Raw genomic sequence first — 25989 nt, 5'->3', positions numbered from 1 at the left:
GGAACCTGGTTCCGCTAAGTTATCCGGAACCTGGTTCCGGTATCCACTCTTTGTGACGGGGGTTACGGTGGCCGATCCGCCGCGCAAGCGCCGCTCGGATTCCCGCCGCAACGAGCAGGCCCTGCTCGAGGCGGCGGCCGCGGCTTTCGTCGCGTCGGGCGTCGACGCGCCCGTGCGCGACATCGCGGCCCGGGCCGGGGTCGGCGTCGGCACGATCTACCGCCACTTCCCGACCCGCGCCGACCTCGTCGTGGCCGTGTACCGCCACCAGGTCGAGGCGTGCGCCGAGGCGGGCCCGGCGCTGCTGGCCTCGAGCCCGTCGCCGCACGCCGCGCTGGCCGCGTGGATCGAGCTGTTCGCCGACTTCCTCGTGACCAAGCACGGCCTGGCCGACCAGAGCCTGCACGGGTACTTCATCGAGCGCCTCGTCCCCGTCTGCGCCCAGCTGCTCGAGGCCGCCGCCGGCTCGGGCGAGATCGAGCCCGGCATGGACGCGCTGGTGCTGATGCGCGGGGTCGGCAACCTGTGCATCGGCGCGGCGGACCCCGGCTACGACGCCCGGCGCATGATCCGGCTCGTCATCGCGGGACTGCGCGCGCGGTAGGGCCTTCCCCCGCGGCGGTACTGCGGGCAGCGGGATCGAAGTCGGTCACTGGGCGCCATAGCGTTCGGGTATGAGATTGCTGAAGCACGCGATGATCCTCGGATTGGCCGGCTCGGCACTGCTGTTCGCGACCCCGGCGCAGGGCCAGGACGACGGGCGCGGCACGGTCGTGGCCGTCCAGCCGCTGCGGGGTCTCGACGCCTGCGGAGGTGCGCGCGGCCCTCACCGAGGCGCAGTTCGCCCCCGGCGACGTCCGGTTCGGCGTCGACACCTTCCAGGTGGTGTACCGCACGATCGACGCCCGCCGCCGCCCGTCGGGCCCGCTGGCCGCGGCCCTGGCCGAGCACGACGCCTCCTGCGACGGCCTGCGGGCCCCGGCCCGGCTGTTCGTGGACCGCGCGGACGAGCAGGTCCCGGCGGCGAGCAGCGACTACTGCGCCGCGCGGCTGCGCTCGGCCACGGTCGTCGACCTCGGCTCGCACCCCTGGGAGGGCTCGGCCCACCTGGGCTCGAACGTCACCGGGGCGACGGCCGCGCTGGCCTGGTTCCGCGGGCTCGGCCGGTAGGTGGTTCACTGCACCGGTGCCGCTTGACTACGACGCCGAGCTGACCAGGTACGGCGCGGTGCTGCGCCGTACCTGGGGCATCCGGCCGCACGACAACGTCCTCGACATCGGCTGCGGCGCGGGGGAGACGACCCGCGCCGCGGCCGATGTCGCATCCGCCGGTCACGTGCTCGGCGTGGACGTGTCGGCCGATGCCGTCGCCCGGGCCCGGGAGGCGGGCGGCGCGGCCTACGAGTGCGCGGACGCGCAGACGTACGCCTTCGCGCCGGCCTCCTTCGACGTGGCGATCAGCCGCTTCGGCACCATGTTCTTCGCCGGCCCGGTGGCCGCGTTCGCGAACATCGGCCGCGCACTGCGCCCGGGCGGCCGCCTGGTGATGCTGGTCTGGCAGGCCGCGGACCGCAACGAGTGGGCCGTGACGCTCCGCCGCGCGTTCCCCCTGCCGGAGTCCCCGTTCTCGCTCGCCGACCCGGCCCCGATCCTCACGGCGGCGGGCTTCGCCGGCGTGGCGTGCACCGAGGTCGAGGAGCCCGTGTACTACGGCCCGGACGCGGACGCGGCCCTCGGCTTCGTCCGCGGCTTCGCCGGGGCCGGCGCCGCGACGGAGGACGCGCTCACGCGCCTGCGCGCCGACCTCGCCGCACACCTGACCGGCGACGGCGTCTGGCTCGGCGCCCGCGCGTGGCTCGTCACGGCGTCCCGGGCGTGACCGCAGAAGGTCATCGGCGAGTCCTGGCCCGGCGAGATCGTCGCCTAGCTCGCCACCATCGACGAGGCCGGGGCCCGCTTCGCCGCCGTGCGCGGGGCCGTCCGCTCGTGACGGCGGAGCTGAGCTGACGGGTCTCCCGTCACGTCTGCCACACTGGGCCGATGAAGGAGAGCGAGGAGCTGCCCGGCGCGAGCCTGGTCGAGCTCGCGGCGCTCCGGCTGACCCGGGAGATTCTCGGCGGCGGCACCGAGCCCGGCGAGCGCCTCGTCGAGGAGCAGCTGACCCGGCGCTTCGGCATCAGCCGCGCGCCGCTGCGGGAGGCGCTGCGGCTCCTCGCGCAGCAGGGCCTCGTCGAGCACCTGCCGCGGCGCGGGGTGCGCGTGGCGATCCTCTCCGACACCGACATCCAGGAGCTGTACGCGGTCCGCGACGTGCTGGAGCGCCACGCCGTGCAGGCCACGCCGCCCGACGCCGACCTGGCCGGCGTGGCCGCGGCGATGAAGGCGATGCAGGCCGCCGACGCCCGGGGTGACCACTTCGACGTGGCCACCGCGCACCGCGAGTTCCACGTCGCGGTGGTGGCGCTGGCCGGGAACCGGCAGCTGACCCTCGTGTACGAGTCGGTGCTGGTGAAGATCCAGCTGTACATGGCGCTCAACCTGCGCCGCGAGGCCACTGTCGCCCGCCCGCACGACGGCGTGCACCGCCACGAGCGCCTCCACGAGGCCGTCGGCACCCACGACGGCGAAGCGGTCCTGCGGGCGCTGGCCGGGCACGGGGCGCGCTCCTACCTCGCCTGAGGCGCTCCTACCTCGCCTGAGGCGCTCCGGGGGAAGCCGGCGAAGTGAGACGCCGGACATCGATGCGTTACACGGCGTGGCGGTTCGTGTAACAGAATTGTCGACAATCGACAGCATGACCAGCATCGCCGCCCGCAGCGGGATCGCCGCTCTCCGCGACGCCTACCGGCGCGGTGAGGTCGAGCCCGCCGACGTCGCGGAGCAGGTGATCGCCGCCGATGCCCCGGACGGGGTGTGGATCGGCCGGACCGAGCCCGAGGCGCTCCGCCGCCGGGCGCGGGAGTTGCAAGGCAAGGAGCATCTGCCGCTGTACGGCATCCCGTTCGCGGTCAAGGACAACATCGACGTCGCCGGCCTGCCCACCACGGCCGCCTGCCCCGCGTTCGCCTACCCGGCGCCGCGCACGGCGCCGGTGGTCGAGCGGCTCCTGGCCGCGGGCGCCATGCTGGCCGGCAAGACCAACCTCGACCAGTTCGCCACCGGCCTCACCGGCTCCCGCTCGCCCTACGGCGCCGTCGAGAGCGTCTACGGCGGCGGCCTCATCGCCGGCGGCTCCAGCAGCGGCTCGGCGGTCGCGGTCGCGGCCGGGGCGGTCGCCTTCGCGCTCGGCACCGACACCGCCGGCTCCGGCCGCGTGCCCGCCGCGCTCAACGGCATCGTCGGGCTCAAGCCGACCCGGGGGCTGCTCAGCACGCTCGGGGTCGTGCCCGCCTGCCGGTCCCTGGACTGCGTCTCGGTCTTCACGCGCGACGTCGCCGACGCCGCGACGGTCCTGGGCGTGGCGGCCGGGCCGCACCCCGAGGACCCCTGGTCCCGCACGGGCCGGGCCCGGAGGAAGGACCCGGATTCGGTACGGCTGGCCGTCGCCCGGCCCGAGGCGCTGGACTTCGAGGGCGACCGGGGCCAGGCCGAGCGCTACGTCGCCGGCTGCGTGGCCCTGGCCCGGCTCACCGCCGGGGTGGACCCGGCCGGCATCGAACCGCTGCTCGAGGCGGGCGGCCTGCTGTACCAGGGCCCGTGGGTCGCCGAGCGCCTCGCCGACCTGGAGGACTTCCTGCGCGGGCACGCCGGCGAGGTGCTGCCGCTGACCCGGGGCATCATCGAGGGCGGGCGCCGCTACACCGCCGCCGACACGTTCCGCGCCCAGCACCGGCTGCGCGAGCTGCGGGCCGCGGCCGACCGGCTCTTCGAGCGCCACGACGTGCTGGCGCTGCCGACGGTCCCGACCACGTACACGCTCGCCGACATCGCCGCGGACCCGCTGGGCCGCAACGCGGTCCTGGGCCGGTACACGCAGTTCGCGAACCTGCTCGACCTGGCCGTGGTGAGCGTCCCGAACGGGCACACCCCGGACGGGCGCCCGGCCGGCCTGCAGCTGATCGGGCCCGCGTTCAGCGAGCCGACGCTGCTGGCGCTGGCCGCCGCCCTGCTGGGCGAGGCCCCGGCGGCCGCCCCGTCCGGCGAGGACCTGGTCGAGCTCGCGGTCGTCGGGCACCACCTGCGCGGCGAGGCCCGCAACGGGGAGCTCGTCGCGCTCGGCGGGCGGTTCGCGCGCACCACCCGTACCGCGGACTGCTACCGGCTGTACCGGCTGCCCAGCGGCGTGCCCGGGCTGGTGCGGGTCGCCGCGGGCGCGGGCGCGGCGATCGAGGTCGAGATCTGGCGGCTGCCGGGCACGGCGCTGGGCGCGCTGCTGGCCGGCGTCGCCCCGCCGCTGTCGATCGGGTTCGTGTCCACCGTGGACGGCCCGGTCACCCCGGGCTTCCTGTGCGAGGCGTACGCGGCCGCCGGCGCACGGGACATCACCGCCGGCGGCGGCTGGCGGGCCTACCGGCACGAGGAGGGACCATGAGCGCAACCATCGGCCCGGTCGTCGGCGCGAAGCCCTACGCCTGGCCCTACGACGGGCAGGTGCCGGTCGGGCGCACCGCCCTGCTGTGCATCGACTGGCAGACCGACTTCTGCGGGCCCGGCGGCTACGTCGACAGCATGGGCTACGACATCGGCCTGACCCGGGCCGGCCTGCCGGGCACGGCGAAGCTGCTCGACCACGTCCGCGGGCTGGGCATGCTCGTCGTGCACACCCGCGAGGGCCACGACCCGGACCTGAGCGACCTGCCGCCGAACAAGCGCTGGCGCTCGGCCCGGATCGGCGCCGAGATCGGCTCGGCCGGCCCGTGCGGCCGGATCCTGGTCAGGGGCGAGCCCGGCTGGCAGATCGTGCCCGAGGTCGCGCCGCTGGCCGGCGAGGTGGTCGTCGACAAGCCCGGCAAGGGCGCCTTCTACGCCACCAACCTCGACCTCGTCCTGCGCACGCACGGCATCACGCATCTGATCCTGACCGGCATCACCACCGACGTCTGCGTGCACACCACGATGCGCGAGGCGAACGACCGCGGGTTCGAGTGCCTGATCCTGTCCGACTGCACGGGCGCCACCGACCCGTCCAACCACGCCGCCGCCCTGCACATGGTCACCATGCAGGGCGGGGTCTTCGGCGCCGTCGCCACCTCCGGCGACGTCATCGCGGCAACAGCCGGCTAGGAGTGTCCACTGTGGCCCTTGTCGACGCACTTCCCGGACCGTACCCCTTCGACCCCGCGACCACGGCGCTGATCGTCATCGACATGCAGCGCGACTTCATGGAGCCCGGCGGCTTCGGCGAGACCCTCGGCAACGACGTCGCCCAGCTGCGCCGCACGATCGAGCCGACGCGGGCCCTGCTCGCGGCGGCCCGCGCGGCCGGCCTGACGATCATCCACACCCGCGAGGGGCACCGGCCGGACCTGTCGGACTGCCCGCCCGCGAAGCTCAACCGCGGCGACCCGAGCCTGCGTATCGGCGCGCCCGGACCGATGGGCCGCATCCTGATCCGCGGCGAGCCCGGCCACGACATCATCGACGAGCTCGCCCCGGCCCCGGGCGAGCCGGTCATCGACAAGCCCGGCAAGGGCGCGTTCTACGCGACCGACCTCGGCGAACGGCTGACCGCCGGGGGCATCCGCAGCCTCGTCGTCACCGGCGTCACCACCGAGGTCTGCGTGCACACCACCGTCCGGGAGGCCAACGACCGCGGGTACGAGTGCCTCGTGCTCGCCGACTGCGTCGGGTCGTACTTCCCGGAGTTCCAAGCGGCGGGCCTGAAGATGATCGCCGCGCAGGGCGGCATCTTCGGCTGGGTCGCCGAGTCCCCGGCGTTCATCGCCGCCCTGCAGCCGGTCAAGGAGCCGACATGGAACTGAAGATCCCGTGGTGGGTGCGCGGCGACACGAACGCCTTCTTCGGCTTCGGCGTCAACGTGCTCGTCAACGTGCTCACCCTGACGTCGCTGTGCCTGTTCGTGGTGAAGCTCAGCGAGCACGACGTGTTCCACGCGATCCTGCCGGCGCTGGGCATCGCCCTCGTCGTCGGCAACGTCTACTACACCTTCCTCGCCCGGCGCCTGGCCCGGCGGGAGAACCGCACCGACGTGACGGCGCTGCCCTACGGCCCCAGCGTCCCGCACATGTTCATCGTCATCTTCGTCATCATGCTGCCGGTGTACCTGCGCACGCAGGACGCGACCAAGGCGTGGAAGGCCGGCCTCGCCTGGGCGTTCATCATCGGCGTGATCGTGCTCATCGGCGCGTTCGTCGGCCCCTTCATCCGCAAGTACGCGCCGCGGGCGGCCCTGCTGGGCACCCTGGCCGGCATCTCCATCACGTTCATCGCGATGCTGCCCGCGGCCCGGATGTGGAACCTCGCGTGGGTCGCCCTGCCGGTCTTCGCGCTGCTGCTCATCGGCCTGCTCACCGACACGAAGCTGCCCGGCAACTTCCCGATCGGCCTCGCCGCGCTGCTCGTCGGCACGGCCGTCGCCTGGATCGGCGGGGCCATGCACGGCAACGCGGTCAGCGCGGCCGCCCACGACATCGGCTTCGCGCTGCCCGGCCTGCACCTGAACCTGCTGTTCTCCGGCCTGTCCGACGTGGCCCCGCTGCTGGCCACCGCCATCCCGCTCGGCGTCTACAACTTCACCGAGGGCATGTCCAACGTGGAGAGCGCGGCGGCCGCCGGCGACAACTACAACCTGCGCAGCGTGCTGCTCGCCGACGGGGCCGGGGCCATCATCGGCGCCGCGCTCGGCTCGCCCTTCCCGCCGGCGGTCTACGTCGGCCACCCGGGCTGGAAGAAGGCCGGCGGGCGCAACGGCTACTCGATGGCCACCGGCGTCGTCATCGCGCTGCTGTGCTTCCTGAGCATGTTCGGCCTGCTCGGCGCGGTGCTCCCGATGCCGGCGATCGTGCCGATCCTGCTGTACATCGGCCTGCTCATCGGCGCTCAGGCCTTCCAGTTCACCCCGAAGGCGCACGCCGCGGCGGTGATCGCGGCCCTGGTGCCCAACATCGCGCAGTGGGCGACGAGCCAGATCGACAACTCCCTGGCCGCCGCCGGCACCACCGCGGCGAAGGTCGGCACGGCCGCGCTGGAGGGCAACGGCGTCATCTACGGCGGCCTGCTCACCCTCGGCCAGGGCGCCATCCTGGCCGGGCTGGTCCTCGGCTCGATCGTGGCCTTCATCATCGACAAACGCTTCGTCCACGCGGGGATCTTCGCCCTGGCCGGCGCGCTGCTGTCCTTCGTCGGGCTCATCCACGCCGCGAAGGTCGGATGGAACGCCAGCGGCCCCGTCGCGCTGGGGTACCTGTTCATCGCGGTGGTCTGCGGCCTGTTCGCGCTGACCCGCCCGGCCCCGCGCGCGAAGGAGCCCGACGAGATCGAGCTCGACCGGCTGCACGGCGCCGAGGACCCGGCGCCCGCCGCCGCCCCCGAACCGGCCCCGGCCGTCTAGAGAGGAACCCATGGACATCGATCGCCCGGACGTCGTCGCCGAGGTCGCGGCCGCCTTCACCGACTACGAGAAGGCGCTGGTCGCCGGCGACGTCCGGGCGCTCGGTGCCTGGTTCTGGGACTCACCGGCGGTGACCCGCTTCGGCATCGCGGACCGCCAGACCGGCGCGGCCGCCCTGCACGAGTGGCGGGCCGCCCAGCCCCCGCTCCCGGCGGGCCGGCGCCTCTTCGACACCCGGATCACCGCCTTCGGCCCGGACCTGGCCACCGTGACGACGCTGTTCGCCTATCCGGGCGGCGCCGGCGAGGGCCGCCAGTCCCAGACGTGGGTCCGGCTACCGGAGGGCTGGCGAATCGTCCACGCCCACGTATCGGTCTGCTAGCCCGGTGCAGCCGCGCAGGTCGGTGAAGCGCTTGACCGCCGCGGGGCCGGTCACCGGCCGGGGCTGGCCCGTCCCCGAGACGACCGCCGGCACGAGCGTCGCCTGCGTCGCGGTGCGGCCGTGGACCTTGACCTGCAGGACGCCCGTGTCGCCGGAGCCCACGTACCAGACGAAGTTGCCCAGCCCGTAGGCCACGTACGTGCGGCCCAGCCAGCCGTCGCCCTGCAGGACGTGGGCGTGCGCGCCGATGATGAGGTCGGCGCCCGCGCCGGCCAGGGCCGCGGCGAAGGACTTCTGGTCGGCGTTCGGGCACGAGACCGTCTCGGTGCCCCAGTGGTTGAACACGATCACGATGTCGGCCTGCGCACGGGCCGCCCGGACCGCGGCGGTGGCGCGCGGCACGTCCCAGGCCATCGCGATGCCCGGGGTCGCCGGCCCCGCCTTCCAGGACTCGGCCAGGGTGTGGATCTGGCTGAAGCCGAGCAGCGCCACCCGCACGCCGCGCACGGGCAGGATCAGCGGCGCGTAGGCCTCGTCGATCGTGCGGCCGCCGCCGAAGACGGGCAGGCCCGCCGCCGCGGCGAGGTCGAGGGTGTCGGCGAAGCCCACCCGGCCGTAATCCAGGGCGTGGTTGTTCGCGATCGTCACGGCGTCGATGCCGGCCGCCTTCAGGGCCGTGTACGCCGTCGCCGGGGCGCGGAAGTGGTACTCCTTCGGCTCCGGCGTGCCCCGCTCGGTCACCGCGCTCTCCAGGTTCACCACGGCGAGGTCGGCCCCGGACAGCACCGGCGTCATCGGGCCGATCGCGGTCGCCGGGTTCCGCAGCAGCGCGGCGGTGCGGCCGGTGAAGTGCACGTCACCGGCGAAGGCGAACGTCAGGTCCACGGGCGCGGCCGGCGGCGCGGAAGACGGGGCGGCGGACGGCGACGCCGGCGCGGACGGGAGCGAGGTCGGCGGCGCCGGCACGGCCGGCGCGGCGGAGCAGCCGGCCAGCAGCACGACCAGCGCCAGCGGGGCCGCCCTCATGCGAGCACCGGCAGTTGGATCGTGAGGACCGTCCCCCGCGGGTCGCCGGGCGCGACGGAGACGGTGCCGCCGTGGTGCGCGGCGGTCTGCGCGACGATCGCCAGGCCCAGCCCCGAGCCCGGCATGCCCCGCGCGGCCGGCGCCCGGTAGAAGCGGTCGAACACGAAGGGCCGGTCGGCCTCGTCGATGCCGGGGCCCTCGTCGCGCACGGTCAGGCGGCCGCCGGCGGTCAGGACCACGGCGACGGTACCGCCGGCCGGGCTCCACTTCGCCGCGTTGTCGAGCACGTTGACCGCCATCCGCTCCAGCTCGCCCGGGCGCCCGTGCACCGTCACCGGGGCCAGGTCGGCGGCGAACGTGAGGCCCGGGGCCCGGATGCGCACCCGCTGGACCGCCGCCGCGACGATCTCGGCGAGGTCGACGGGCTCGGGCTCCTCGCGGGCCGTCTCCTCCCGGGCCAGCTCGACCAGCTCGGTGGTGAGTGTGGCCAGCTCGCCGACCTGCGACTCGAGGTCGGCCAGCAGCCGGGCGCGCTCCTCGGGCGGCAGCCGGTGCGCGAGCTCGGGCCGCCGCTCGACCGCCAGCAGCAGCTCGACGTTCGTGCGGATGCTGGTCATCGGCGTGCGCAGCTCGTGGCTCGCGTCCTCGACCAGGGTGCGCTGGGCGCGGCGGGACGCGTCGATGGCGCCGAGCATCGTGTTCACCGAGCGGCCGAGGCGGGCGATCTCGTCGACGCCGTGGACGGGGACGGGCCGGGTCAGGTCCATCGTGACGGCGACCTCCTCGACCGCCTCGGCCAGGCGGGACACGGGCACCAGGCCGGCCCGGGCGACGGCCCGCCCGAGCAGGGCCGCGCCCGCGATCCCGACCGCGCACCCGGCGGCGAGCAGGAGCCCGAGCTGGCCCAGGGTGCGCCCGGACGGGTCCTGGTTGATGGCGACCTGCACCGCGCCGCCGCCGGTGGCCGGGAGGGTCAGCATCTGGTACCGGTCCCCGTCCAGCATCACCATCTCCTGCACGGACGCGCGGCGGCCGGCGAGGACCTGGCGCACCCCGGCGGTGATCGGCAGCGAGGCGGAGTCGCTCACCGTGGCCCCGTCGCCGTCGATGATCTGCCAGCGGGTGCCGAGGTCCTTGGGCCGGTGCCAGGGCGGGCCGTGGCCGTCGGGCGGGCCGAACTTCGGCTCGGGGTCGGGCAGCTGCGCCCCGCCGGCGCGCCACTGGTCGGGCTGGGCGGCGATCGCCTGCGCGTCGGTGGTGAGCTGGGTCTGCAGCTGCCGGTGCTGGATCTCGAACACGGCCGCGAACGCCACCGCCGCCACCGTGAGCACCGCGACCGCGACGGCCCCGGAGACCAGGATGGAGAGCCGGTCACGCAGGGTCCGGCGGTGCCACCAGGCGGTCACAGCGGCTCCTCCCGCAGCACGAACCCGACCCCGCGCACCGTGTGCAGCAGCCGTTGCTCGCCGTCGGCCTCCAGCTTGCGGCGCAGATACCCGAGGTACACGTGAATGCTGTTGCTCGTCTCCCCGAAGTCGTAGCCCCACACGTGCTCGAAGAGCAGCTCCCGGGTCAGCACCTGCCGGGGGTGGCGGAGGAACACCTCGAGAATGGCGAACTCGGTGCGGGTGAGCCGCATCGGCCGCTCGCCGCGCCAGACCTCGCGGGTCTGCGGGTCCAGGCGCAGGTCGGCGAAGCGCAGCTCGCCCGACGGCGCGGCCGCGGTGCGCTGGGCCCGGCGCAGCAGTGCCCGCAGCCGCGCGAGCAGCTCCTGCAGCGCGAACGGCTTCACGAGGTAGTCGTCGGCGCCCGCGTCGAGCCCGGCGACCCGGTCCCCGACGCTGTCGCGGGCGGTGAGCATGAGCACCGGCACGAGCACCCCCTCGCCCCGCAGCTCCCGGCAGGTCTCCAGGCCGTCGATCACCGGCATGCTCACGTCGAGCACCACGGCGTCGGGCTCCGCGCCCCGCACGGCCAGGATCGCCGCGGCCCCGTTGTCGGCGGTCTCGACCTGGTACCCCTCGAAGCGCAGCGTCCGCGCGAGGGAGTCCCGCACGGCGGCGTCGTCGTCGACCACCAGAATCCGCAAGCCCGCCCCCTCGTCCACGGCCCGAGTCTGGCCACCGCGGGTGAGAGCGGCGGCGGGGCGGGCCTAAGAATTGCCTAAGAGCTCGACTCTCTCACGCAATTCTTAGGTGTGGGACCGCGCACTCCTTAAGCGGGGGATCGATGCTTGATGCATGACCGACGACGACCTCTCCAAGCAGCCTCCGCCGCCCGCGGAGCCTGCCGAACCGGTGGAGCCCGTGGAAGCACCGGCTCCGCCACCGGCGCCCCAGCCGCCCCCGCCGCCTCCTCCGCCCGGCCGTCCGGCGTGGGGCGGTTGGCCCGGGGGCTGGCGCGGCGACCGCGGGCGCCGCAACGGCGTGCTGATCGCGATCGTGGCCCTGGTGGTCGGCTGCTGCCTGGGCGCGGGCGTGACGGCGGTCGGCGCGGTGGTCTTCGGCCACCACGGCGGCCCGCAGCGCGTCGGGCCGGGCCACGACCGCTACGAGCACTACCGGGGCGGCGACCCCCGCGACCCGCGCGGTCCCGGCGGTCCCGGCGCGCCCGGCAACGGCCGCTTCGACCGCAACCGGCCGCCGGCTCCGGCCCCGACGACAGCCCGGACGACGGCCGTACCCACGCCGACGGCCTCCTGACCGCCGGGCGGCACGGACCCGGACGGGTCCGTGCCGCCCGGTCAGACCGGCACCTTCCAGATCACCCGGGTACCCCTGGTCTCCACCGGCCCCACCGTGCACTCCCCGCCCAGGTCGGCGGCGCGCGCCCGCATGTTCGGCAGCCCGTGCCCGGCCGAGGACCCGCCGGCCGGCCCGACGCCGTCGTCCTCGACGGTCAGGTCCAGCGAGCCGCCGCCCACGGCTACGAGCACCCGCGCCGACGCGGCCCGGGCGTGTTTGGCGATGTTGCTCAGCGACTCCCGCAGTACCGCCAGCAGGGCCGTCCGCTGCGCGTCGGGCACCGCGGTGTCGACCGGGCCGTCGATGCGCAGCACCGGGCGGAACCCGAGCGCGTCCTCGGCCTCGTCGACCTGGTCGCGCAGGGCCTTGCGCAGGCTGTTGCCAGGCACACCGCGCAGCTCGAAGATGGCGCCGCGGATCTCCCGGATCGTCGTGTCCAGGTCGTCGGTGACGCGGCCGATGCGCTCGCGGACGTCCTCCTGGGAGCTGCGGTACGCCGCCCCCTGCAGCTGCATCCCGGCCGCGAACAGCCGCTGGATGACGACGTCGTGCAGGTCGCGGGCGATACGCTCCCGGTCGCCGACGACCGCGAGCATCTCCCGCTGGTCCTGCGCCCGGGCGCGCTCCAGCGCGAGGGCGGCCTGGCCCGCGAAGGTCTCCACCATCGCCAGCTCCAGGCCCTCGGTGATCGGCGCGCTCTCCTTGCCGAACGCGACCACGAGCGCACCGAGCGCCACCCCGCCGACGGCGAGCGGCACGAGCAGCGCGGTGCCGGTCGGCAGCAGGATCGGCCAGCCGGCCGCGGCCCCGAGGTCGGTGACGACGGCCACGTGCCGGTGCTCGAGCACGTCCGCGAAGTCGCTGCCGGCGATCGGGATCGACCATCCGGCCGCGCCCACCGGCCCGCCGACCGCGACCTCGACGACGAGCCGGTCCTCGGCCGCGAGCAGCACCATGGCCAGCTCCGCCCCGGCGACCTCGCGGGCGCGGGTCGCGACGAGCTCGAGCGCCTCGGTCTGGCGCACCTCGCCCAGCAGTACCGAGGTGATCTCCGCGGCCGCGGCGAGCCACCGCTGGCGCCGCTCGGCCTGGGCGTAGAGGCGGGCGTTGTCGATCGCCGCGCCGGCCGCCACCGACAGCGCCGCGACCAGGTCCTCGTCGTCCTGCGTGAACTGCTCGCCGCCGCGCTTCTCGGCCAGGTACAGGTTGCCGAACACCTGGTCGCGGATGCGCACCGGCACGCCCAGGAAGCTGTGCATCGGCGGGTGGTTGGCGGGGAAGCCGTAGGCGCGCGGGTGCTGCGTGATGTCCTGGAGCCGGATCGGGCGCGGCTCGTCGATCAGCAGCCCCAGCACGCCGTGGCCGCGGGGCAGGTCGCCGATCGCCGCCCGCTCCTCGGCCGAGACGCCGTGGTTGATGAACTCGACGAGCATGCGGTCGGAGCCGATCACGCCCAGCGCGCCGTACCGCGCGTCGGCCAGCCGGCACGCCGCCTGCACGATGCGCTCCAGCGTGCTGTGCAGGTCGAGGTCGGAGCCGATGGCGACGACCGCGTCGAGCAGCGCGCGCAGCCGCTCCCGGCTGGTCATCACCTCGCCGACGCGGGCGAGCAGCTCCTGCAGCAGCGCGTCGAGGTCGACACGGGACAGTTCGGGCAGCGGCAGCGGCGAGTTCACGGCTTCTTTTGTAGCAACCGCGACGCGAGCACCGCCGCCTGCGTCCGTCGTTCCAGCCCCAGCTTGGCCAGCAGGCTGGAGACGTAGTTCTTGACCGTCTTCTCGGCCAGGAACATCCGCTCGGCGATCTCGCGGTTGGTCAGCCCCTCGGCGACGTGCAGCAGGATCTTGCGCTCCTGCTCGGTGAGGTGCTTGAACTCGTCGGGCTGCTCGGGCCCGTTGCGGATCCGCTCGAGCACGCGCGCGGTCACCGCGGGGTCGAGCAGCGACTGCCCGGCCGCGACCCGGCGCACCGCGTCGACCAGGTCGGTACCGTGGATCTGCTTGAGCACGTACCCGGCCGCGCCCGCCATGATCGCCGCGAACAGCGCCTCGTCGTCGTCGTACGACGTCAGGATCAGCGCGTTGATGGACGCGTCGATCGAGCGCACGTCGCGGCACACGTCGATGCCGCTGCCGTCGGGCAGGCGCCCGTCGAGCACGGCGACGTCCGGCCGCAGCGCTGGAATGCGGTGCGTGGCCTCGACGGCCGAGCCGGACTCGCCGACGACCTCGATGTCGCCTTCGCGCTCGAGGAGCTCGCGCAGGCCGAAGCGGACCACCTCGTGGTCGTCGAGCAGGTACACCCGGATCATGTCTTCTTTCTACCAGCATTGCGGCGCGGCGCCAGGGAACAAGGTCCCGTCTTCGGGACCTTCGGCCCTGTCCCGCGGTCGCGGCGCCGTGGATTTGTAGTGGAAGCGGTGCGGTCCGTGGAGGCCGCGCGCCAAAAACGAACCCGGCCCCTTCGCCGCGGACGGCGACCGACGTGTGGGAGGGGGTCCGGGTGGGGCGGAGCTCCCCCAGGAAAGGCAGCACAGTATGGACGTCATCACTCGCGGGTTGCTCCCGCACGAGCGGACCGCGGCCGAGGCGCTGTTCGGGGCGCTCGCCGTCCGGCACCTTCCTGTTCTTCACCGACGCCGGCACGGGACGGGGCGGCCTGGTGTACCGCCGCTACGACGGCGGCACCGGGCTCGTGCGGCCCGCGGAAGTCCCGCCCGGGACGTGACCTTCGGCCCTGCTCGAGCGCCGGGCCGGGGTCGCAGACTCGCCGCATGGACACGCTCGACCTGGCGCGGTGGCAGTTCGCGATCACCACCGTGTACCACTTCATCTTCGTGCCGATCACGATCGGCCTCTCGGCGCTCGTCGCCGGGCTGCAGACCGCGTGGGTGCGCACTGGCAAGGAGCAGTACCTGCGCGCCACGAAGTTCTGGGGCAAGCTGTTCCTGATCAACTTCGCGATGGGTGTCGTCACCGGCATCGTGCAGGAGTTCCAGTTCGGGATGAACTGGAGCGCGTACTCGCGGTTCGTCGGCGACGTCTTCGGCGCGCCGCTGGCCATCGAGGGCCTGCTCGCGTTCTTCCTGGAGTCGACGTTCCTCGGGCTGTGGATCTTCGGCTGGGACCGGCTGCCCCGGCGGGTGCACCTGGCCACCATCTGGCTCGCCGCGATCGGCACGATGCTCTCGGCGTACTTCATCCTGGCCGCCAACTCGTGGATGCAGCACCCGGTCGGGTACACGATCAACGCCGCCCGGGGCCGGGCCGAGCTCACCGACATCGGCGCCGTGCTGACCAACAGCACCGCCCTGGTCACCTTCCCGCACACCATCGCCGCGTGCTTCCTCACCGCCGGCGCGCTGCTGCTGGCCGTCAGCGCCTGGCACCTGCGCCGCCGCCACCAGGCCGAGGTGTTCCGCCCCGGGCTCCGGCTCGGCGCCTGGGTCGTGCTCGTCTCCGGCCTCGCCGTGCTCATCACCGGCGACCTGCAGGCGCGGGTCATGACCGAGCAGCAGCCGATGAAGATGGCCGCCGCCGAGGCGCTCTACGACACCAGCCGGCCCGCGTCCTTCTCGGTGTTCACGATCGGCTCGCTGGACGGGCGCGAGGAGGTGTACAGCGTGCGCATCCCGTCGCTCCTGTCGTTCATGGCCACCGCCGACCCGCAGGGCGAGGTCGAGGGCATCAACGACCTGCAGCAGCGGTACCGGTCCGAGTACGGCGAGGGCGACTACGTGCCCTACGTGCCGGTCACGTACTGGTCGTTCCGGCTGATGATCGGCTTCGGCGGCCTGGCGATGGCCGTCGCACTCCTGGCGCTCTGGAGCACCCGCAAGGGGCGCCTGCCCGGCGGACGCTGGCTGTGGGTCGCGGCGGTGTCCACTGTCGCGATGCCGCTGCTGGCCAACTCGTTCGGCTGGATCTTCACCGAGGTCGGCCGCCAGCCCTGGACCGTCTTCGGGCTGTTCCGGACGGCCGGGAGCGTGTCGCCGTCGGTGGCGACGAGCCAGGCCGCGCTCTCGGTCATCGTGCTGACGCTGCTGTACGGCGGGCTGGCCGTCATCGAGCTGATGCTGATGCTGCGGTACGCCAAGCAGGGTGCGCCCGAAAATGTCGTACCCACCGACGAGGATGACCCCGACCGCCCGCTCGCATTCGCGTACTGAAGGGAGGCACCTCAAATGGAGCTCACCACCGTCTGGTTCATCCTCATCGCCGTGCTCTGGGCCGGGTACTTCCTGCTCGAGGGCTTCGACTTCGGCGTCGGCCTGCTGCTGCCCGTGCTGGGCCGCGACGACCGCGAGCGCCGGCTGCTCATCAACACCATCGGCCCCGTCTGGGACGGCAACGAGGTGTGGCTCATCGTGGCCGGCGGGGCCACGTTCGCGGCGTTCCCGGAGTGGTACGCGACGCTCTTCTCCGGCTTCTACGTGCCGCTGCTGCTCATCCTCGTCGCGCTGATCCTGCGGGGCCTCGCATTCGAGTACCGCGGGAAGTCCGACAGTCCACAGTGGAAGTTCTGGTGGGACCTCGCGATCGTCGGCGGCAGCCTGGTGCCCGCGGTGCTGTGGGGCGTCGCCTTCGGCAACATCGTGCGCGGCGTGCCGATCGGCCGCGACCACGAGTACGTCGGCGGCTTCTTCAACCTGCTCAACCCCTACGCCCTGCTCGGCGGGCTCACCACCCTGACCCTGTTCCTGCTGCACGGCGCGGTGTTCCTGGCGCTGAAGACCGACGGCGAGATGCGCGAGCGGGCCGGCCGGCTGGCCGTGCGGGTCGCCGGGCCCACGATCGTCATCGCCGCCGGGTTCCTGCTGTGGACCCAGCTGACCCACCGCGACGCCTGGGGCTGGGCGCTGTCCGGCGCCGCGGCGGTGGCCCTGGCCGGCGGCGTGCTCGCGGCCCGGGCGCGCCGGGAGGGCTGGGCGTTCATCGCCACCGGAGCGACAATCGTGCTCGCGGTCGCCGCGCTGTTCGTCACGCTCTTCCCCGACGTGATGCCCACGACGCTGCCCGGCGGCGACTCGCTCACGACGGCGAACGCCTCCTCCACGCCCTACACGCTGAAGGTCATGACCTGGGTCGCGGCGGGCTGCACCCCGATCGTGCTGGTCTACCAGGCGTGGACCTACTGGGTGTTCCGGCGCCGGCTGCGCGTCGAGCACATCCCCGCCGGCGGGCACTGATGCGCCCCCGAGGGGCTGTATCGAAGTGGATGGCCGGGCTGCGGCGGACTCAGACGCCGCCTGGAACCACGCCGGTCACACCCCGATACAACCCCGGTATCGGGGCGCGCCCGGCGCGGCCCCAGCCGACGCCTGAGCCTCGCCTCGCTCCGGCCCCCACTTCGATACAGCCCCTGGACCCGCGGCTGCTGCGCTACGCCCGGGCGACGCGCGTCTTCCTGGCGCTGTCGGTCGCCCTGGGCGTGGCCCTGGCCGGGCTCGTCGTCGCCCAGGCGACCCTGCTCGCCGACGCGATCACGCGGGTCTACCTGCAGGGCGCGGACGTGCGCGCCATCCGCGGGACCCTGCTCGGGCTGGCCGCGGTGGTCGCGCTGCGCGCCGCCGTCGCCTGGGCCCAGCAGGCGGCCGCCACCCGGGCCTCGGCCGCGGTCAAGCGCGAGCTGCGGTCCCGGCTGCTGGCCCACGCCGCCGCGCTGGGCCCGGCCGCGGCCCCGCCGAGCGGCCGGCTCGCCACCCTGGCCACGCGGGGGCTCGACGCCCTCGACGCGTACTACGCCCGGTACCTGCCGCAGCTCGTCCTCGCCGCGCTGGTCCCGCTGATCGTGCTCGCCCGGCTGGCCCCGGCCGACCTGGTCGCGGCCGGCACGGTCGCGCTCACGCTGCCGCTGATCCCGCTCTTCATGACCCTCGTCGGCCGGCACACCGAGGCGGCCAACCGGCGCCAGTTCCGGCTCCTGACCCGCCTGTCGCACCACTTCCTCGACGTCGTGGCGGGCCTGCCGACCCTGCGCGTCTTCGGCCGGGCCCGGCGCCAGGCCGCCGTGATCGCCGCGCTCAGCGCCCAGCAGCGCCGCGTCACCATGCGCACCCTGCGCGTGGCGCTGCTGTCGTCGCTGGTGCTGGAGCTGCTGTCGACGCTGTCGGTGGCGCTGGTCGCGGTGGGCATCGGCCTGCGCCTGGTCGACGGCGCCCTCCCGCTCGCCACGGCGCTGCTGGTGCTGATCCTGGCCCCGGAGGCGTACGTGCCGCTGCGCCAGGTCGGCGCGAACTACCACGCGAGCGCGGAGGGCCTGGCCGCGGCGGAGGAGGCCTTCGCCATCCTGGAGACGCCGCTGCCGGTGCCGGCTTCGGGCGGTTCCGCCGGTGCCGGTGGCGCGGTGGCTTACCCGGGCCGCGCGCCGGTGTCGGCTTCGGGCGGGTCCGCCGGTGGCGCGGTGGCGTTCGCGGACGTGGTGGTCGCCTACCCGGGCCGGCCGCCGCTGCCCCCGTTCACGGCCACGGTCGCGCCGGGCGAGCTGGTGGCGCTGACCGGCCCGAGCGGCTGCGGCAAGTCGACCCTGCTGTCGGTGCTGATGGGCTTCGCCACCCCGTCGTCGGGCCGCGTGACGGTGGGCGGCGCGGACCTCGCCGCGCTGGACCTCGCCGCGTGGCGCCGCCGGGTGGCCTGGCTGCCGCAGCGCCCCTGGCTGGGCGCGGGAACGATCGCCGACAACATCCGCCTGGGCGCCCCGGACGCCACCGCGGCGGCCCTGCGCGACGCCGCCGCCCGGGCCGGCGCCCTGTCCTTCATCGACGCCCTGCCGGACGGCTTCGACACCCCCCTGGGCGACGACGGTGCCGGCCTGTCGGCGGGCCAGCGCCAGCGGATCGCGCTGGCCCGCGTCTTCCTGCGCGACGCGCCGCTGGTACTGCTGGACGAGCCGACGGCGGGCCTCGACCCGGCAACGGAGGCCGAACTCCTGGTCGCGATCCGCACCCACGCCGCCGGCCGCACGGTCATCATGGCCGCCCACCGCCCGACCCTCGTGGCCCTCGCCGATCGCGTGCTCGCGCTGACCCCGGCTCCGGCTCCGGCGGTCGCGCCATGACCGCCCACGCATCGGAGTCGACGGGCGCGTCATCGGCTCACAGCCCGGGCGGCCGGGTGCTCGTGCCGGGCTGGGCGTTGACCGGCCTCACGTCGCCGTCGATGCGCCGCGCGCCGGCCGCTCAGGTCTCCGGCGGCCGGGCGTTGGTGGCCGTCGTCGGCCGTGGGCCTGCGCTGGTGCCGGCCGCTGGAGGTTGCGCGATGACCGGCCTTGCCTCGGCTCATGTCTCCAGCCGCTCGATTGTCTCGGGCCGCTCGGTTGTCTCCGGCGCGGGTCCGGCGGGCCTTGGGCGGCTGGGGTCGGGGGTGGGGCGGTGAGCGGGACGGTGCGGACCGGGCTCGGGCTGGTGCGGCCGGCGGCGGGGCGGCTCGGCCTGGCGCTGCTGGCCGGGGTGGCGGCCGCGGGGTGTGCGGTCGGGCTCATGGCGACGTCGGCGTGGCTCATTTCGCGGGCCGCCGTGCATCCGCCGGTGCTGCACCTCATGGTGGCGATCGTCGCCGTGCGGGCGTTCGGGATCGGGCGGGGTGTGCTCCGCTATGCCGAGCGCATCGCCGGGCATGACGGGGCGCTGCGGGTGCTGGGGGAGCTGCGGGTCCGGGTGTTCCGGCGGCTCGAGCGGCTCGCGCCCGCGGGGCTGGCCGGGTTCCGCCGGGGCGACCTTGCGGTCCGGCTCGTCGACGACGTGGAGTCGGTCGTGGACCTCGTCGTTCGCGTTGCGCTGCCGATCGCCGTCGCCGGGGTGACGGGGCTTGCGTCGGTGTTGCTGGTGTGGTCGCTGCTGCCCGCGGCGGGGCTGGCGCTGGGGGCGGGGGTGCTGGTTGCCGGGGTGGCGGTACCGCTGCTGCAGGCCGCTCTTGTCCGGCGGGCCGATGCGCGGCTGGCTCCGTTGCGGGGTGCGCTCGCGGCCGGGACCGTCGATCTCGTGCAGGGGTTGCCCGACCTGATCGCGTACGGCGCGGTCGGCGACGCCCTCGCGGCCCTCGACCGCACCGACCGTGAGCTGCTGGGCGCGGCCCGCCGGTCGAGCGCGGCCACGGGCGTCTCGGCCGCGGTGACCTCGCTCTGCACGGGGCTTGCGGTGCTCGCGGCCCTGGTCGCGGGGGCGCTGGCGGTCCGGGGCGGGACGCTGGCCGGTGAGCTGCTCGCGGTCGTCGTACTGACTCCGCTGGCGGTCTTCGAGATCGTCGGCGCGGTGCCGCTCGCGGCCCAGCACTGGGCGGCCGCCCGGGCTGCCGTGCGCCGGCTGGCCGAGGTGGCCGCTACGCCGGACCCGGCGCCCGACCCCGTGGGCGTGGCGTCGGACTTCGCGGGCGTGGCGCCGGACTCCGTGAGTGCGGCGCCGGACCTTGCGGGCTTGGCGCCCGAACCCGCCGTCGCGGCGTCCGAACCCGCGGAGCCGGGCGTTCTGCGTGGCGGGGTCGGCGGGGCCGGGCCGGTCGTGCGGGTCGAGGGGGTCGCGGCCGGGTGGGTGCCGGGGCGGGCCGTCGTGCGGGACGTCTCGTTCGTGCTCGAGCCCGGGGCGCGGGTCGCGCTGGTCGGGCCCAGCGGGGCCGGGAAGTCGACGATCGCGGCGCTGCTCGTGCGGTGGCTCGACCCGTGCGCGGGGCGGATCACGGTCGGCGGGGTCGATCTGCGCTCGGTGCGCGGGGACGAGGTGCGACGGGTCATCGGGTACCTCGGTGACGACGCGTACCTGTTCGACAGCACCATCGAGGCCAACCTGCGCATCGGTCGGCCCGACGCCACCGCGGACGAGCTCGCGGCGGCGCTGGAGCGGGCTCGGCTCGGGGAATGGGTGCGCGGGCTGCCCGACGGGCTCGGGACCGCGGTCGGGGAGCACGGGGTGGCCGTCTCGGGCGGGCAGCGGCGGCGGATCGCGCTCGCGCGGGTGCTGCTCGCGGACTTCCCGGTGCTCGTGCTCGACGAGCCGACCGAGCACCTCGACGAGGAGAACGCGGTCGCGTTGCTGAAGGACCTGATGGACGCCACGCGCGGGCGGACGGTGCTGCTGATCACGCACCGGACGGACGCCCGCGACCACGTGGACTCGATCGTGACGCTGGAGGGTGGTGATGGCGATGGGGTCGATGCGCGCGTTGGGGCGGCGGCGGTGTCTTGAGCTGCTCGGGTCCGTGGCCGTGGGGCGGGTGGTGTTCACCGACCGGGCGCTGCCGGCGATCCGGCCGGTCAACCACCTGCTCGACGGGGAGACGATCGTGATCCGCAGCAGTCTCGGGGGCGGGCTGGCGTCGGCGGCGACGGCGTACGGGGCGCTGGTGGTCGCGTACGAGGCCGACGAGATCGACGCCGGGACGCACGCCGGGTGGAGCGTCGTGGTGACCGGGACGGCGCGGCTGGTGCTGGACGAGGAGCGGCTGCGGCGGTACGAGGCGGCGCTGCAGCCCTGGGTCGACGAGCCCGTGAACTGCGTCATCGGGATCGAGTGCGACCTGGTCAACGGCTTCGAGCTGGTCGGCCGGGTCCCGGGGAATCAGTGACTTTCGGCCCTGCCGGCGGGGGCGGGGCGGAGCGACCGTGGGAGGTGACACCGGTACGCCGCCAGAGGAGAACGCCATGAACCGCAACCTTCGGGCCGAGATCGACCTGGTGGCCGAGGCGTCCGTCGCGGCGCTGCGGGCCCCGTCGATCCTCAACAGCCAGCCGTGGCGCTGGCGGCTCGCCGGCGACCACGCCGAGCTGTGGGCCGACCGGTCGCGGCAGCTCACCGGGCTCGACCCGGACGGGCGGCTGCTCCTGCTCAGCTGCGGCGCCGCGCTGCACCATGCGGTCGCCGCGCTGCACGCGGCCGGGTTCGAGGCCGACGTCGACCGGCTCCCGGACGCCGACCGGCCCGACCTCGTGGCCCGGTTCGGCCGCGGGGGCGAGCGCCCGGCCGGGGACGGCCGGGGCGCCACCGGCGGCGGCGTCGCCCGGCCCGGCGACGCCGAGGCGGCCGCGGCGACCGGGCCCGACCGTGTCGGCGACGCCCAGGTGGCGACGCCGACCGCGCCCGACCGGCTCGGCGAGGCCGGGGTGGGCGCGGCGGTCGAGTCCGAGCGGTTCGGCGACGCCGGGGTGGCGGCGGCGGTCGAGCCCGGCCGGCTCAGCGATGCCGACGTGGCGGCGGCGATCGAGCGGCGGCACACCGACCGGCGGCCCTTTGGCGACGAGCGCCCCGCCGAGGCGGTGCTGGACGAGCTGCGGGCGGTGGCGGAACGGCATGGGGTACACCTGCAGGTTGTCCGGGAGGATCAGGTCACCGCGTTTGCGGGCGCCGTCGCCCACGCGGCCGAGGTGGAGCGGGACGATCCGCGGTTCCGCGCCGACCTGCGCGCCTGGACGAACCGGGCCCACGGGGACGGGGTGACGACCGAGAGCGTCGTGGCGACCGCGCGGCGGACCGTCGCGCCGCGGGACTTCGCGATCAAGGCGGGGCTGGCGGCCGGGGGCGGGAGCGACCGCGGCACCGTGTACGTGCTGTTCGTCACCGACGGCGACGAGCCCCGCGACTGGCTGGCGGCCGGCGAGGCGCTCTCCGACGTGTGGCTCACGCTCACCGCGCGGGGGCTGGCCGCGTCGCCGATCAGCGAGGTCGTGGAGGTCGCCGGGGTACGCAACGCGCTGCGGTCGCTGCTCGGCGGGGTCGGCAACCCGGCCGTCGGGATGCGCATCGGGGTGCCGGGGCCGGACGACGCGCCGCCGGCCACCCCGCGCCGGACGCCGTCGGCGGTGCTGAGCTGAGGGTTTCGACCACGAGGTAGCGTCGGGGCGTGTCTGGGTTTGCGGGTCGGATTCGGCAGCGGCTCGGGGTGCGTATGCGCTCGGCGCTCGCCGCGTCCGCCGTCGTCGCGGTCGCGTCCGTGTTCACCGGGGTCGCGTTCGTGGTTGCCGCGCGGGTCATCCTCACCGGCAACGTCGACCAGGACACCGGCGACCGCGCGGCCCAGGTGGCCGGGGAGCTCGACGACGAGGCGGCGCTCGCGGCGGTGATGCGGCCTTCCCTGCGCGACCGTACCGTCGTGCAGGTCCTCGGCCCCGACGGCCGGGTGCTGCGCGCCTCCGCGCTGATCATGGGCGCCCAGCCGATCTCGTCGCTGCGCCCGCCCGCCGGTCAGACGCGCCGGGAGCAGCGGCGGCTGGCCGTGGCCCACGACGAGTACTTCCGGATCACCGCGCTCGGCGTCGCGACCGATGCCGGGCCGCGCACCGTGCTCGTCGGGCAGTCCATTGACGAGATTGACGACGGTACCGAGGCCGCGGTCGGGGCTCTTGCGGTCGGGTTGCCGTTGTTGACGGTGATCGTGGGTGTCGCGACGTTCTTGTTTGTGGGGCGGTCGTTGCGGCCGGTGGATGCGATGCGGCGGCAGGCGGAGACGATTTCGGGGCGGAATCTGGATTCGCGGCTGCCGGTACCGCCGACGGGGGATGAGATTGCGGCGTTGGCGGTGACGATGAACGGGATGCTGGATCGGATCGAGGCGGGGGCGGCGGCGCAGCGGCGGTTTGTGGCGGATGCGTCGCATGAGTTGCGGAGTCCGTTGTCGACGGTGTTGGCGGGGTTGGATCTGCTGGGGGAGGGTCCGCATGTGGTGCGGATGCGGCGGGAGAGTGATCGGATGGCGCGGTTGATCTCGGACTTGTTGTTGCTGGCGCGGGTGGATGAGAAGGGGTTGCAGCTGCGGCGGGAGGATGTGGATCTCGACGATCTGGTGTATCTGGAGCGGGAGCGGCTGGCGGTGGAGCGGCCGGGGTTGAAGGTGGTGGCGCGGTCGGCGCCGGTGCGGGTGAGCGGGGATCCGCATCATTTGCAGCGCGTATTGCGCAATCTCATGGACAATGCGGCGCGGCATGCGGTGGGTGTGGTGGAGGTGACGGTGGAGGCTGTTGACGGTACCGCCGAAATCACGGTGTCCGATGACGGGCCGGGAATCCATCCGGTCGATCGGGATCGGGTCTTCGACCGGTTTGTCCGGCTGGATCAGGATCGGTCGCGAACCGGTGGGGGGAGTGGGCTCGGGCTGCCCATTGCGCGGGACATTGTCGCGGCCCATGGGGGCACGCTGACGATCGAGGAGTCCCCGGCCGGGGGCGCGCTGCTCCGGCTTCGTCTGCCCCTGTAGCGCCTCAGGTTTCGCCGCGCCCGGTCGATGGGGCGGTTGGGATGGGATCTCGGACCGGCGGATGGACGGTGGCGCGCCTGCTCGCCGCCGGGTACCTGCTGGCCATCGGGGGCTGCTGCTCGTGGGCGGATCCGCGTACGTGCGCATTGGCACGCTCCTCGACGCCCGCGCCGAGGTCGAGGCCAGCCACGCGGTCATCGACGACATCGACGCGCTGCGCGACGAACTGCAGGACGCCGAGCGCGGGCAGCGCGGCTATGTGATCACCGGCAACGAGGAGTACCTGACGCCGTACAGCAGCGCCGTCGCCCTCATCCCGAAGACCCTCGAACGGCTGGCCGTCCGCGCCGCGGGCGATGCGCGGGAGACGGCGGCGCTGGCCGGGGTGCGCGAGTCGGTGCTGGACAAGCTCACCGAGCTCGCCGACACCGTCGACCTGCGCCGTACCGAGGGCTTCGAGGCGGCCCAGCGGATCGTCGACACCGACCGGGGCGCCGCGGACATGGCCGCTATCGAGTCCGGGCTGGAGCGGATGCGGGCCGTCGAGCAGACGCAGCTCGACGCGGAGCAGCGCGAGACCGCGGCCGAGGCGAGGTCGACCCGGCGGTCCATTCTCGGCGTGGCGCTGCTCACGGCGGTGCTCACGGCCGCCGGCGCGTGGTGGGCGACGCGGCAGGTGTCCCGGCCGATCGCGGCGGTGACCGCCGCGGCGCGGCGGGTCGCTACCGGCTCGCGCGTCGCCGGCTCGCGTTCAGCCGGCGGGATCGGCGGCCGTGTCGTCGGCTCGCGTGTCGTCGGCTCGCGTGTCGTCGGCTCGCGTGTTGCCGGCTCGCGTGTTGCCGGCTCGCGTGTTGCCGGCTCGCGTGTCGTCGGCTCGCGTGTCGTGGGCTCGCGTTCAGCTGGCGGGATCGGCGGCCGTGTCGTCGGCTCGCTTTTGGCCAGCCGGGTGGAGGTGCGTGGGCCGGCTGAGCTCGCCGAGATGGCCGACGCCGTCGAGGAGGCGACCCGGGTCGTACTGCACGCCCGCGACGAGGCGATGGCGGCCACCCAGGCCAAGCACGGACGGGCCTGCCGGACGACGCGACGGTGGCGCTGGACGAACTACGCCACGAGCTCGACCGCGTGGTGGCCGCGGTGATAACGGTCCGGTCGCAGCTGGCCGGCTCCTGAGCGTTTTTTGTCGTACCCCGGGTCTAGCGTCAGGGCCATGGAGAGAATGCCGAGGATTTCCAAGGCCGACCGGGACTCGTGCTGCAACGCCGGCGCGGGTCAGAAGCCGATGATCGGGACGGACTCGATGGCGCTCCAGGCCAGGGCGCCCGCGGTGCCGGCGGCCAGGGCGGCGCCCACGTAGACCATCCACGCGCGCGGGCTGCGGCGGCGCGCGAAGGACCACGTGGCGACCGCGATGCCCGCCGCGGCCTGCAGCGTGCCCTGACCGAGTTCGCCGCGCGCGGGGTCGCCGGTGACGAGCAGCGTCGTGACGATCGCGATCCCGGCCCCGGCGAGCAGCCCGCTCGTGAGCCCGGCGGCAACCGCGGCGCGGCGGGCCCCGTCGGCGCGCACGGCGTGGGCGAGGGCGCCGAGCACGGTGCCGCCGGTGATGGACAGCAGCATCCAGTACGCGAAGGCCCTGAACAGCGGCCCGGACTCCCCGCCCGGGCGAAGGCCGCCGGGAAGGTTGAGCCAGTAGTAGCACCCGGTGGCGGTGCACAACACGATGACGGCCGCGGCCGCCGCGCCGCGCCGGGTGCGCGCGGGGGAGGCCGCCACGAACGCGGCACAGCCCCAGGCGAAGCCGGTGCTGGCCACGAACTGCAGGACGGTACGCAGCGTGCCGTCAACGAGATCAGCACAGAAGGAGGCGATGCCGAGCGCCACGCCCGCGGTCAACGGCCAGCCGATACCGATCCGCTGCCGGGCGGACGCGCCACTGTTTGACTGCAGCATGAAGCCATGACCCAGCCCCACGCCCCGCCGCGGGCGCCCTTCGCCGGAAACAAGACTCCGTACCGCGCCGTCGTATCGGGCCGCGCACACCGGCAGCGCGCCGTCGCGTGGGATTGCTCGCGTCGGTCGGGCGCAGCGTGTGTCGTCGTTCTCCGCGCCGTGCGTGTCGGTCGCGGGGCGTTGCGTGGGATTGTTCGGGTC

24 protein-coding genes are annotated in these 25989 nt (G+C 74.6%); 18 read left to right on the top strand and 6 right to left on the bottom strand.

Annotation, left to right across the window (positions count from 1 at the left end):
* Positions 1-52: 52 nt before the first annotated feature.
* From ACPPVO_RS38445 to ACPPVO_RS38405, 9 genes are all read left to right on the top strand, one after another.
* Positions 53-604 (top strand): TetR/AcrR family transcriptional regulator, encoded by a 552-nt coding sequence (locus tag ACPPVO_RS38445; protein WP_360372812.1) that lies wholly within the window; start codon positions 53-55, stop codon positions 602-604.
* A 209-nt stretch (positions 605-813) separates the two neighbouring features.
* Positions 814-1170 carry a hypothetical protein gene (locus tag ACPPVO_RS38440; protein ID WP_426503479.1) on the top strand — a complete coding sequence of 119 codons (357 nt, stop codon included), beginning with the start codon at positions 814-816 and terminating at the stop codon, positions 1168-1170.
* A gap of 16 nt (positions 1171-1186) precedes the next feature.
* Positions 1187-1879 carry a class I SAM-dependent methyltransferase gene (locus tag ACPPVO_RS38435; RefSeq protein WP_426503478.1) on the top strand — a complete coding sequence of 231 codons (693 nt, stop codon included), beginning with the start codon at positions 1187-1189 and terminating at the stop codon, positions 1877-1879.
* A gap of 161 nt (positions 1880-2040) precedes the next feature.
* Complete coding sequence (locus ACPPVO_RS38430) at positions 2041-2679, top strand: GntR family transcriptional regulator (protein ID WP_360372807.1); 639 nt, start codon at positions 2041-2043, stop codon at positions 2677-2679.
* Positions 2680-2794: 115 nt separating this feature from the next.
* Positions 2795-4531: an allophanate hydrolase gene (gene atzF / locus ACPPVO_RS38425; RefSeq protein ID WP_426503477.1), complete on the top strand. Its 1737-nt coding sequence runs from the start codon at positions 2795-2797 to the stop codon at positions 4529-4531.
* On the top strand, positions 4528-5223 hold the full coding sequence (locus tag ACPPVO_RS38420) for a biuret amidohydrolase (RefSeq protein ID WP_360372801.1): 696 nt from the start codon (positions 4528-4530) through the stop codon (positions 5221-5223). The genes atzF and ACPPVO_RS38420 overlap by 4 nt, the downstream gene beginning before the upstream one ends.
* Positions 5224-5234: 11 nt before the next feature.
* Positions 5235-5921: a cysteine hydrolase family protein gene (locus ACPPVO_RS38415; RefSeq protein WP_426503476.1), complete on the top strand. Its 687-nt coding sequence runs from the start codon at positions 5235-5237 to the stop codon at positions 5919-5921.
* Positions 5912-7510 (top strand): regulator, encoded by a 1599-nt coding sequence (locus tag ACPPVO_RS38410; RefSeq protein ID WP_426503475.1) that lies wholly within the window; start codon positions 5912-5914, stop codon positions 7508-7510. The genes ACPPVO_RS38415 and ACPPVO_RS38410 overlap by 10 nt, the downstream gene beginning before the upstream one ends.
* Positions 7511-7520: 10 nt before the next feature.
* Positions 7521-7892 carry an AtzH-like domain-containing protein gene (locus ACPPVO_RS38405; protein ID WP_360372793.1) on the top strand — a complete coding sequence of 124 codons (372 nt, stop codon included), beginning with the start codon at positions 7521-7523 and terminating at the stop codon, positions 7890-7892.
* Here ACPPVO_RS38405 and ACPPVO_RS38400 read toward each other — a convergent pair.
* Genes ACPPVO_RS38400 through ACPPVO_RS38390 form a run of 3 tightly spaced genes read right to left on the bottom strand, consistent with a single transcriptional unit; the run spans position 7845 to position 11025 of the window.
* Entirely contained in the window at positions 7845-8918 is a 1074-nt protein-coding gene (locus ACPPVO_RS38400) for a CapA family protein (protein ID WP_426503474.1), read from the bottom strand. The two genes, ACPPVO_RS38405 and ACPPVO_RS38400, sit on opposite strands and share 48 nt — an antisense overlap.
* Positions 8915-10324 carry a HAMP domain-containing sensor histidine kinase gene (locus ACPPVO_RS38395; RefSeq protein ID WP_426503473.1) on the bottom strand — a complete coding sequence of 470 codons (1410 nt, stop codon included), beginning with the start codon at positions 10322-10324 and terminating at the stop codon, positions 8915-8917. Before ACPPVO_RS38395 ends, ACPPVO_RS38400 begins: the two co-directional genes overlap by 4 nt.
* Positions 10321-11025, bottom strand: coding sequence for a response regulator transcription factor (locus tag ACPPVO_RS38390; RefSeq protein WP_426503472.1), 705 nt, complete (start codon positions 11023-11025; stop codon positions 10321-10323). Before ACPPVO_RS38390 ends, ACPPVO_RS38395 begins: the two co-directional genes overlap by 4 nt.
* 133 nt (positions 11026-11158) lie before the next feature.
* Between ACPPVO_RS38390 and ACPPVO_RS38385 the strand changes: the two genes are divergently transcribed.
* A complete protein-coding gene (locus tag ACPPVO_RS38385; RefSeq protein WP_426503471.1) occupies positions 11159-11620 on the top strand; it encodes a hypothetical protein in 462 nt (153 codons plus the stop codon).
* Between the two features lie 41 nt (positions 11621-11661).
* Here ACPPVO_RS38385 and ACPPVO_RS38380 read toward each other — a convergent pair whose 3' ends face one another.
* Positions 11662-13320, bottom strand: a complete 1659-nt coding sequence (locus ACPPVO_RS38380; protein WP_426514775.1) for a GAF domain-containing protein — start codon at positions 13318-13320, stop codon at positions 11662-11664.
* 14 nt (positions 13321-13334) lie between these two features.
* The gene (locus tag ACPPVO_RS38375; RefSeq protein ID WP_360372779.1) at positions 13335-13973 is read right to left on the bottom strand and encodes a response regulator transcription factor; all 639 of its coding nucleotides are present in this window, start codon (positions 13971-13973) and stop codon (positions 13335-13337) included.
* A 462-nt stretch (positions 13974-14435) separates the two neighbouring features.
* Here ACPPVO_RS38375 and ACPPVO_RS38370 point away from each other — a divergent pair, with 462 nt between their 5' ends.
* The 8 genes from ACPPVO_RS38370 to ACPPVO_RS38335 all read left to right on the top strand — a co-directional run bounded on the left by ACPPVO_RS38370 (position 14436) and on the right by ACPPVO_RS38335 (position 24976).
* A complete protein-coding gene (locus ACPPVO_RS38370) occupies positions 14436-15830 on the top strand; it encodes a cytochrome ubiquinol oxidase subunit I (RefSeq protein ID WP_426503470.1) in 1395 nt (464 codons plus the stop codon).
* Positions 15831-15845: 15 nt separating this feature from the next.
* Entirely contained in the window at positions 15846-16850 is a 1005-nt protein-coding gene (gene cydB / locus ACPPVO_RS38365) for a cytochrome d ubiquinol oxidase subunit II (RefSeq protein WP_426503468.1), read from the top strand.
* 29 nt (positions 16851-16879) lie between these two features.
* The gene (gene cydD / locus ACPPVO_RS38360) at positions 16880-18718 is read left to right on the top strand and encodes a thiol reductant ABC exporter subunit CydD (protein WP_426503466.1); all 1839 of its coding nucleotides are present in this window, start codon (positions 16880-16882) and stop codon (positions 18716-18718) included.
* A 313-nt stretch (positions 18719-19031) separates the two neighbouring features.
* Complete coding sequence (gene cydC / locus ACPPVO_RS38355; RefSeq protein WP_426503465.1) at positions 19032-20837, top strand: thiol reductant ABC exporter subunit CydC; 1806 nt, start codon at positions 19032-19034, stop codon at positions 20835-20837.
* Positions 20806-21216: a pyridoxamine 5'-phosphate oxidase family protein gene (locus ACPPVO_RS38350; RefSeq protein WP_426503463.1), complete on the top strand. Its 411-nt coding sequence runs from the start codon at positions 20806-20808 to the stop codon at positions 21214-21216. Before cydC ends, ACPPVO_RS38350 begins: the two co-directional genes overlap by 32 nt.
* A gap of 76 nt (positions 21217-21292) precedes the next feature.
* Positions 21293-22459: a hypothetical protein gene (locus tag ACPPVO_RS38345; RefSeq protein ID WP_426503462.1), complete on the top strand. Its 1167-nt coding sequence runs from the start codon at positions 21293-21295 to the stop codon at positions 22457-22459.
* A 74-nt stretch (positions 22460-22533) separates the two neighbouring features.
* Positions 22534-23838 carry a sensor histidine kinase gene (locus ACPPVO_RS38340; RefSeq protein ID WP_426503461.1) on the top strand — a complete coding sequence of 435 codons (1305 nt, stop codon included), beginning with the start codon at positions 22534-22536 and terminating at the stop codon, positions 23836-23838.
* 139 nt (positions 23839-23977) lie between these two features.
* Positions 23978-24976: a CHASE3 domain-containing protein gene (locus tag ACPPVO_RS38335; RefSeq protein ID WP_426503460.1), complete on the top strand. Its 999-nt coding sequence runs from the start codon at positions 23978-23980 to the stop codon at positions 24974-24976.
* A 131-nt stretch (positions 24977-25107) separates the two neighbouring features.
* Here ACPPVO_RS38335 and ACPPVO_RS38330 read toward each other — a convergent pair whose 3' ends face one another.
* Positions 25108-25788 carry a DUF6518 family protein gene (locus ACPPVO_RS38330; protein WP_426503459.1) on the bottom strand — a complete coding sequence of 227 codons (681 nt, stop codon included), beginning with the start codon at positions 25786-25788 and terminating at the stop codon, positions 25108-25110.
* Positions 25789-25989 lie beyond the last annotated feature (201 nt).

Source organism: Dactylosporangium sp. McL0621, assembly GCF_049995355.1.
In the GTDB taxonomy this organism is placed as follows: Bacteria; Actinomycetota; Actinomycetes; order Mycobacteriales; family Micromonosporaceae; genus Dactylosporangium.
Note: the sequence above shows the minus strand (reverse complement) of the source record. Positions and strands in the feature narration are given on the sequence as shown.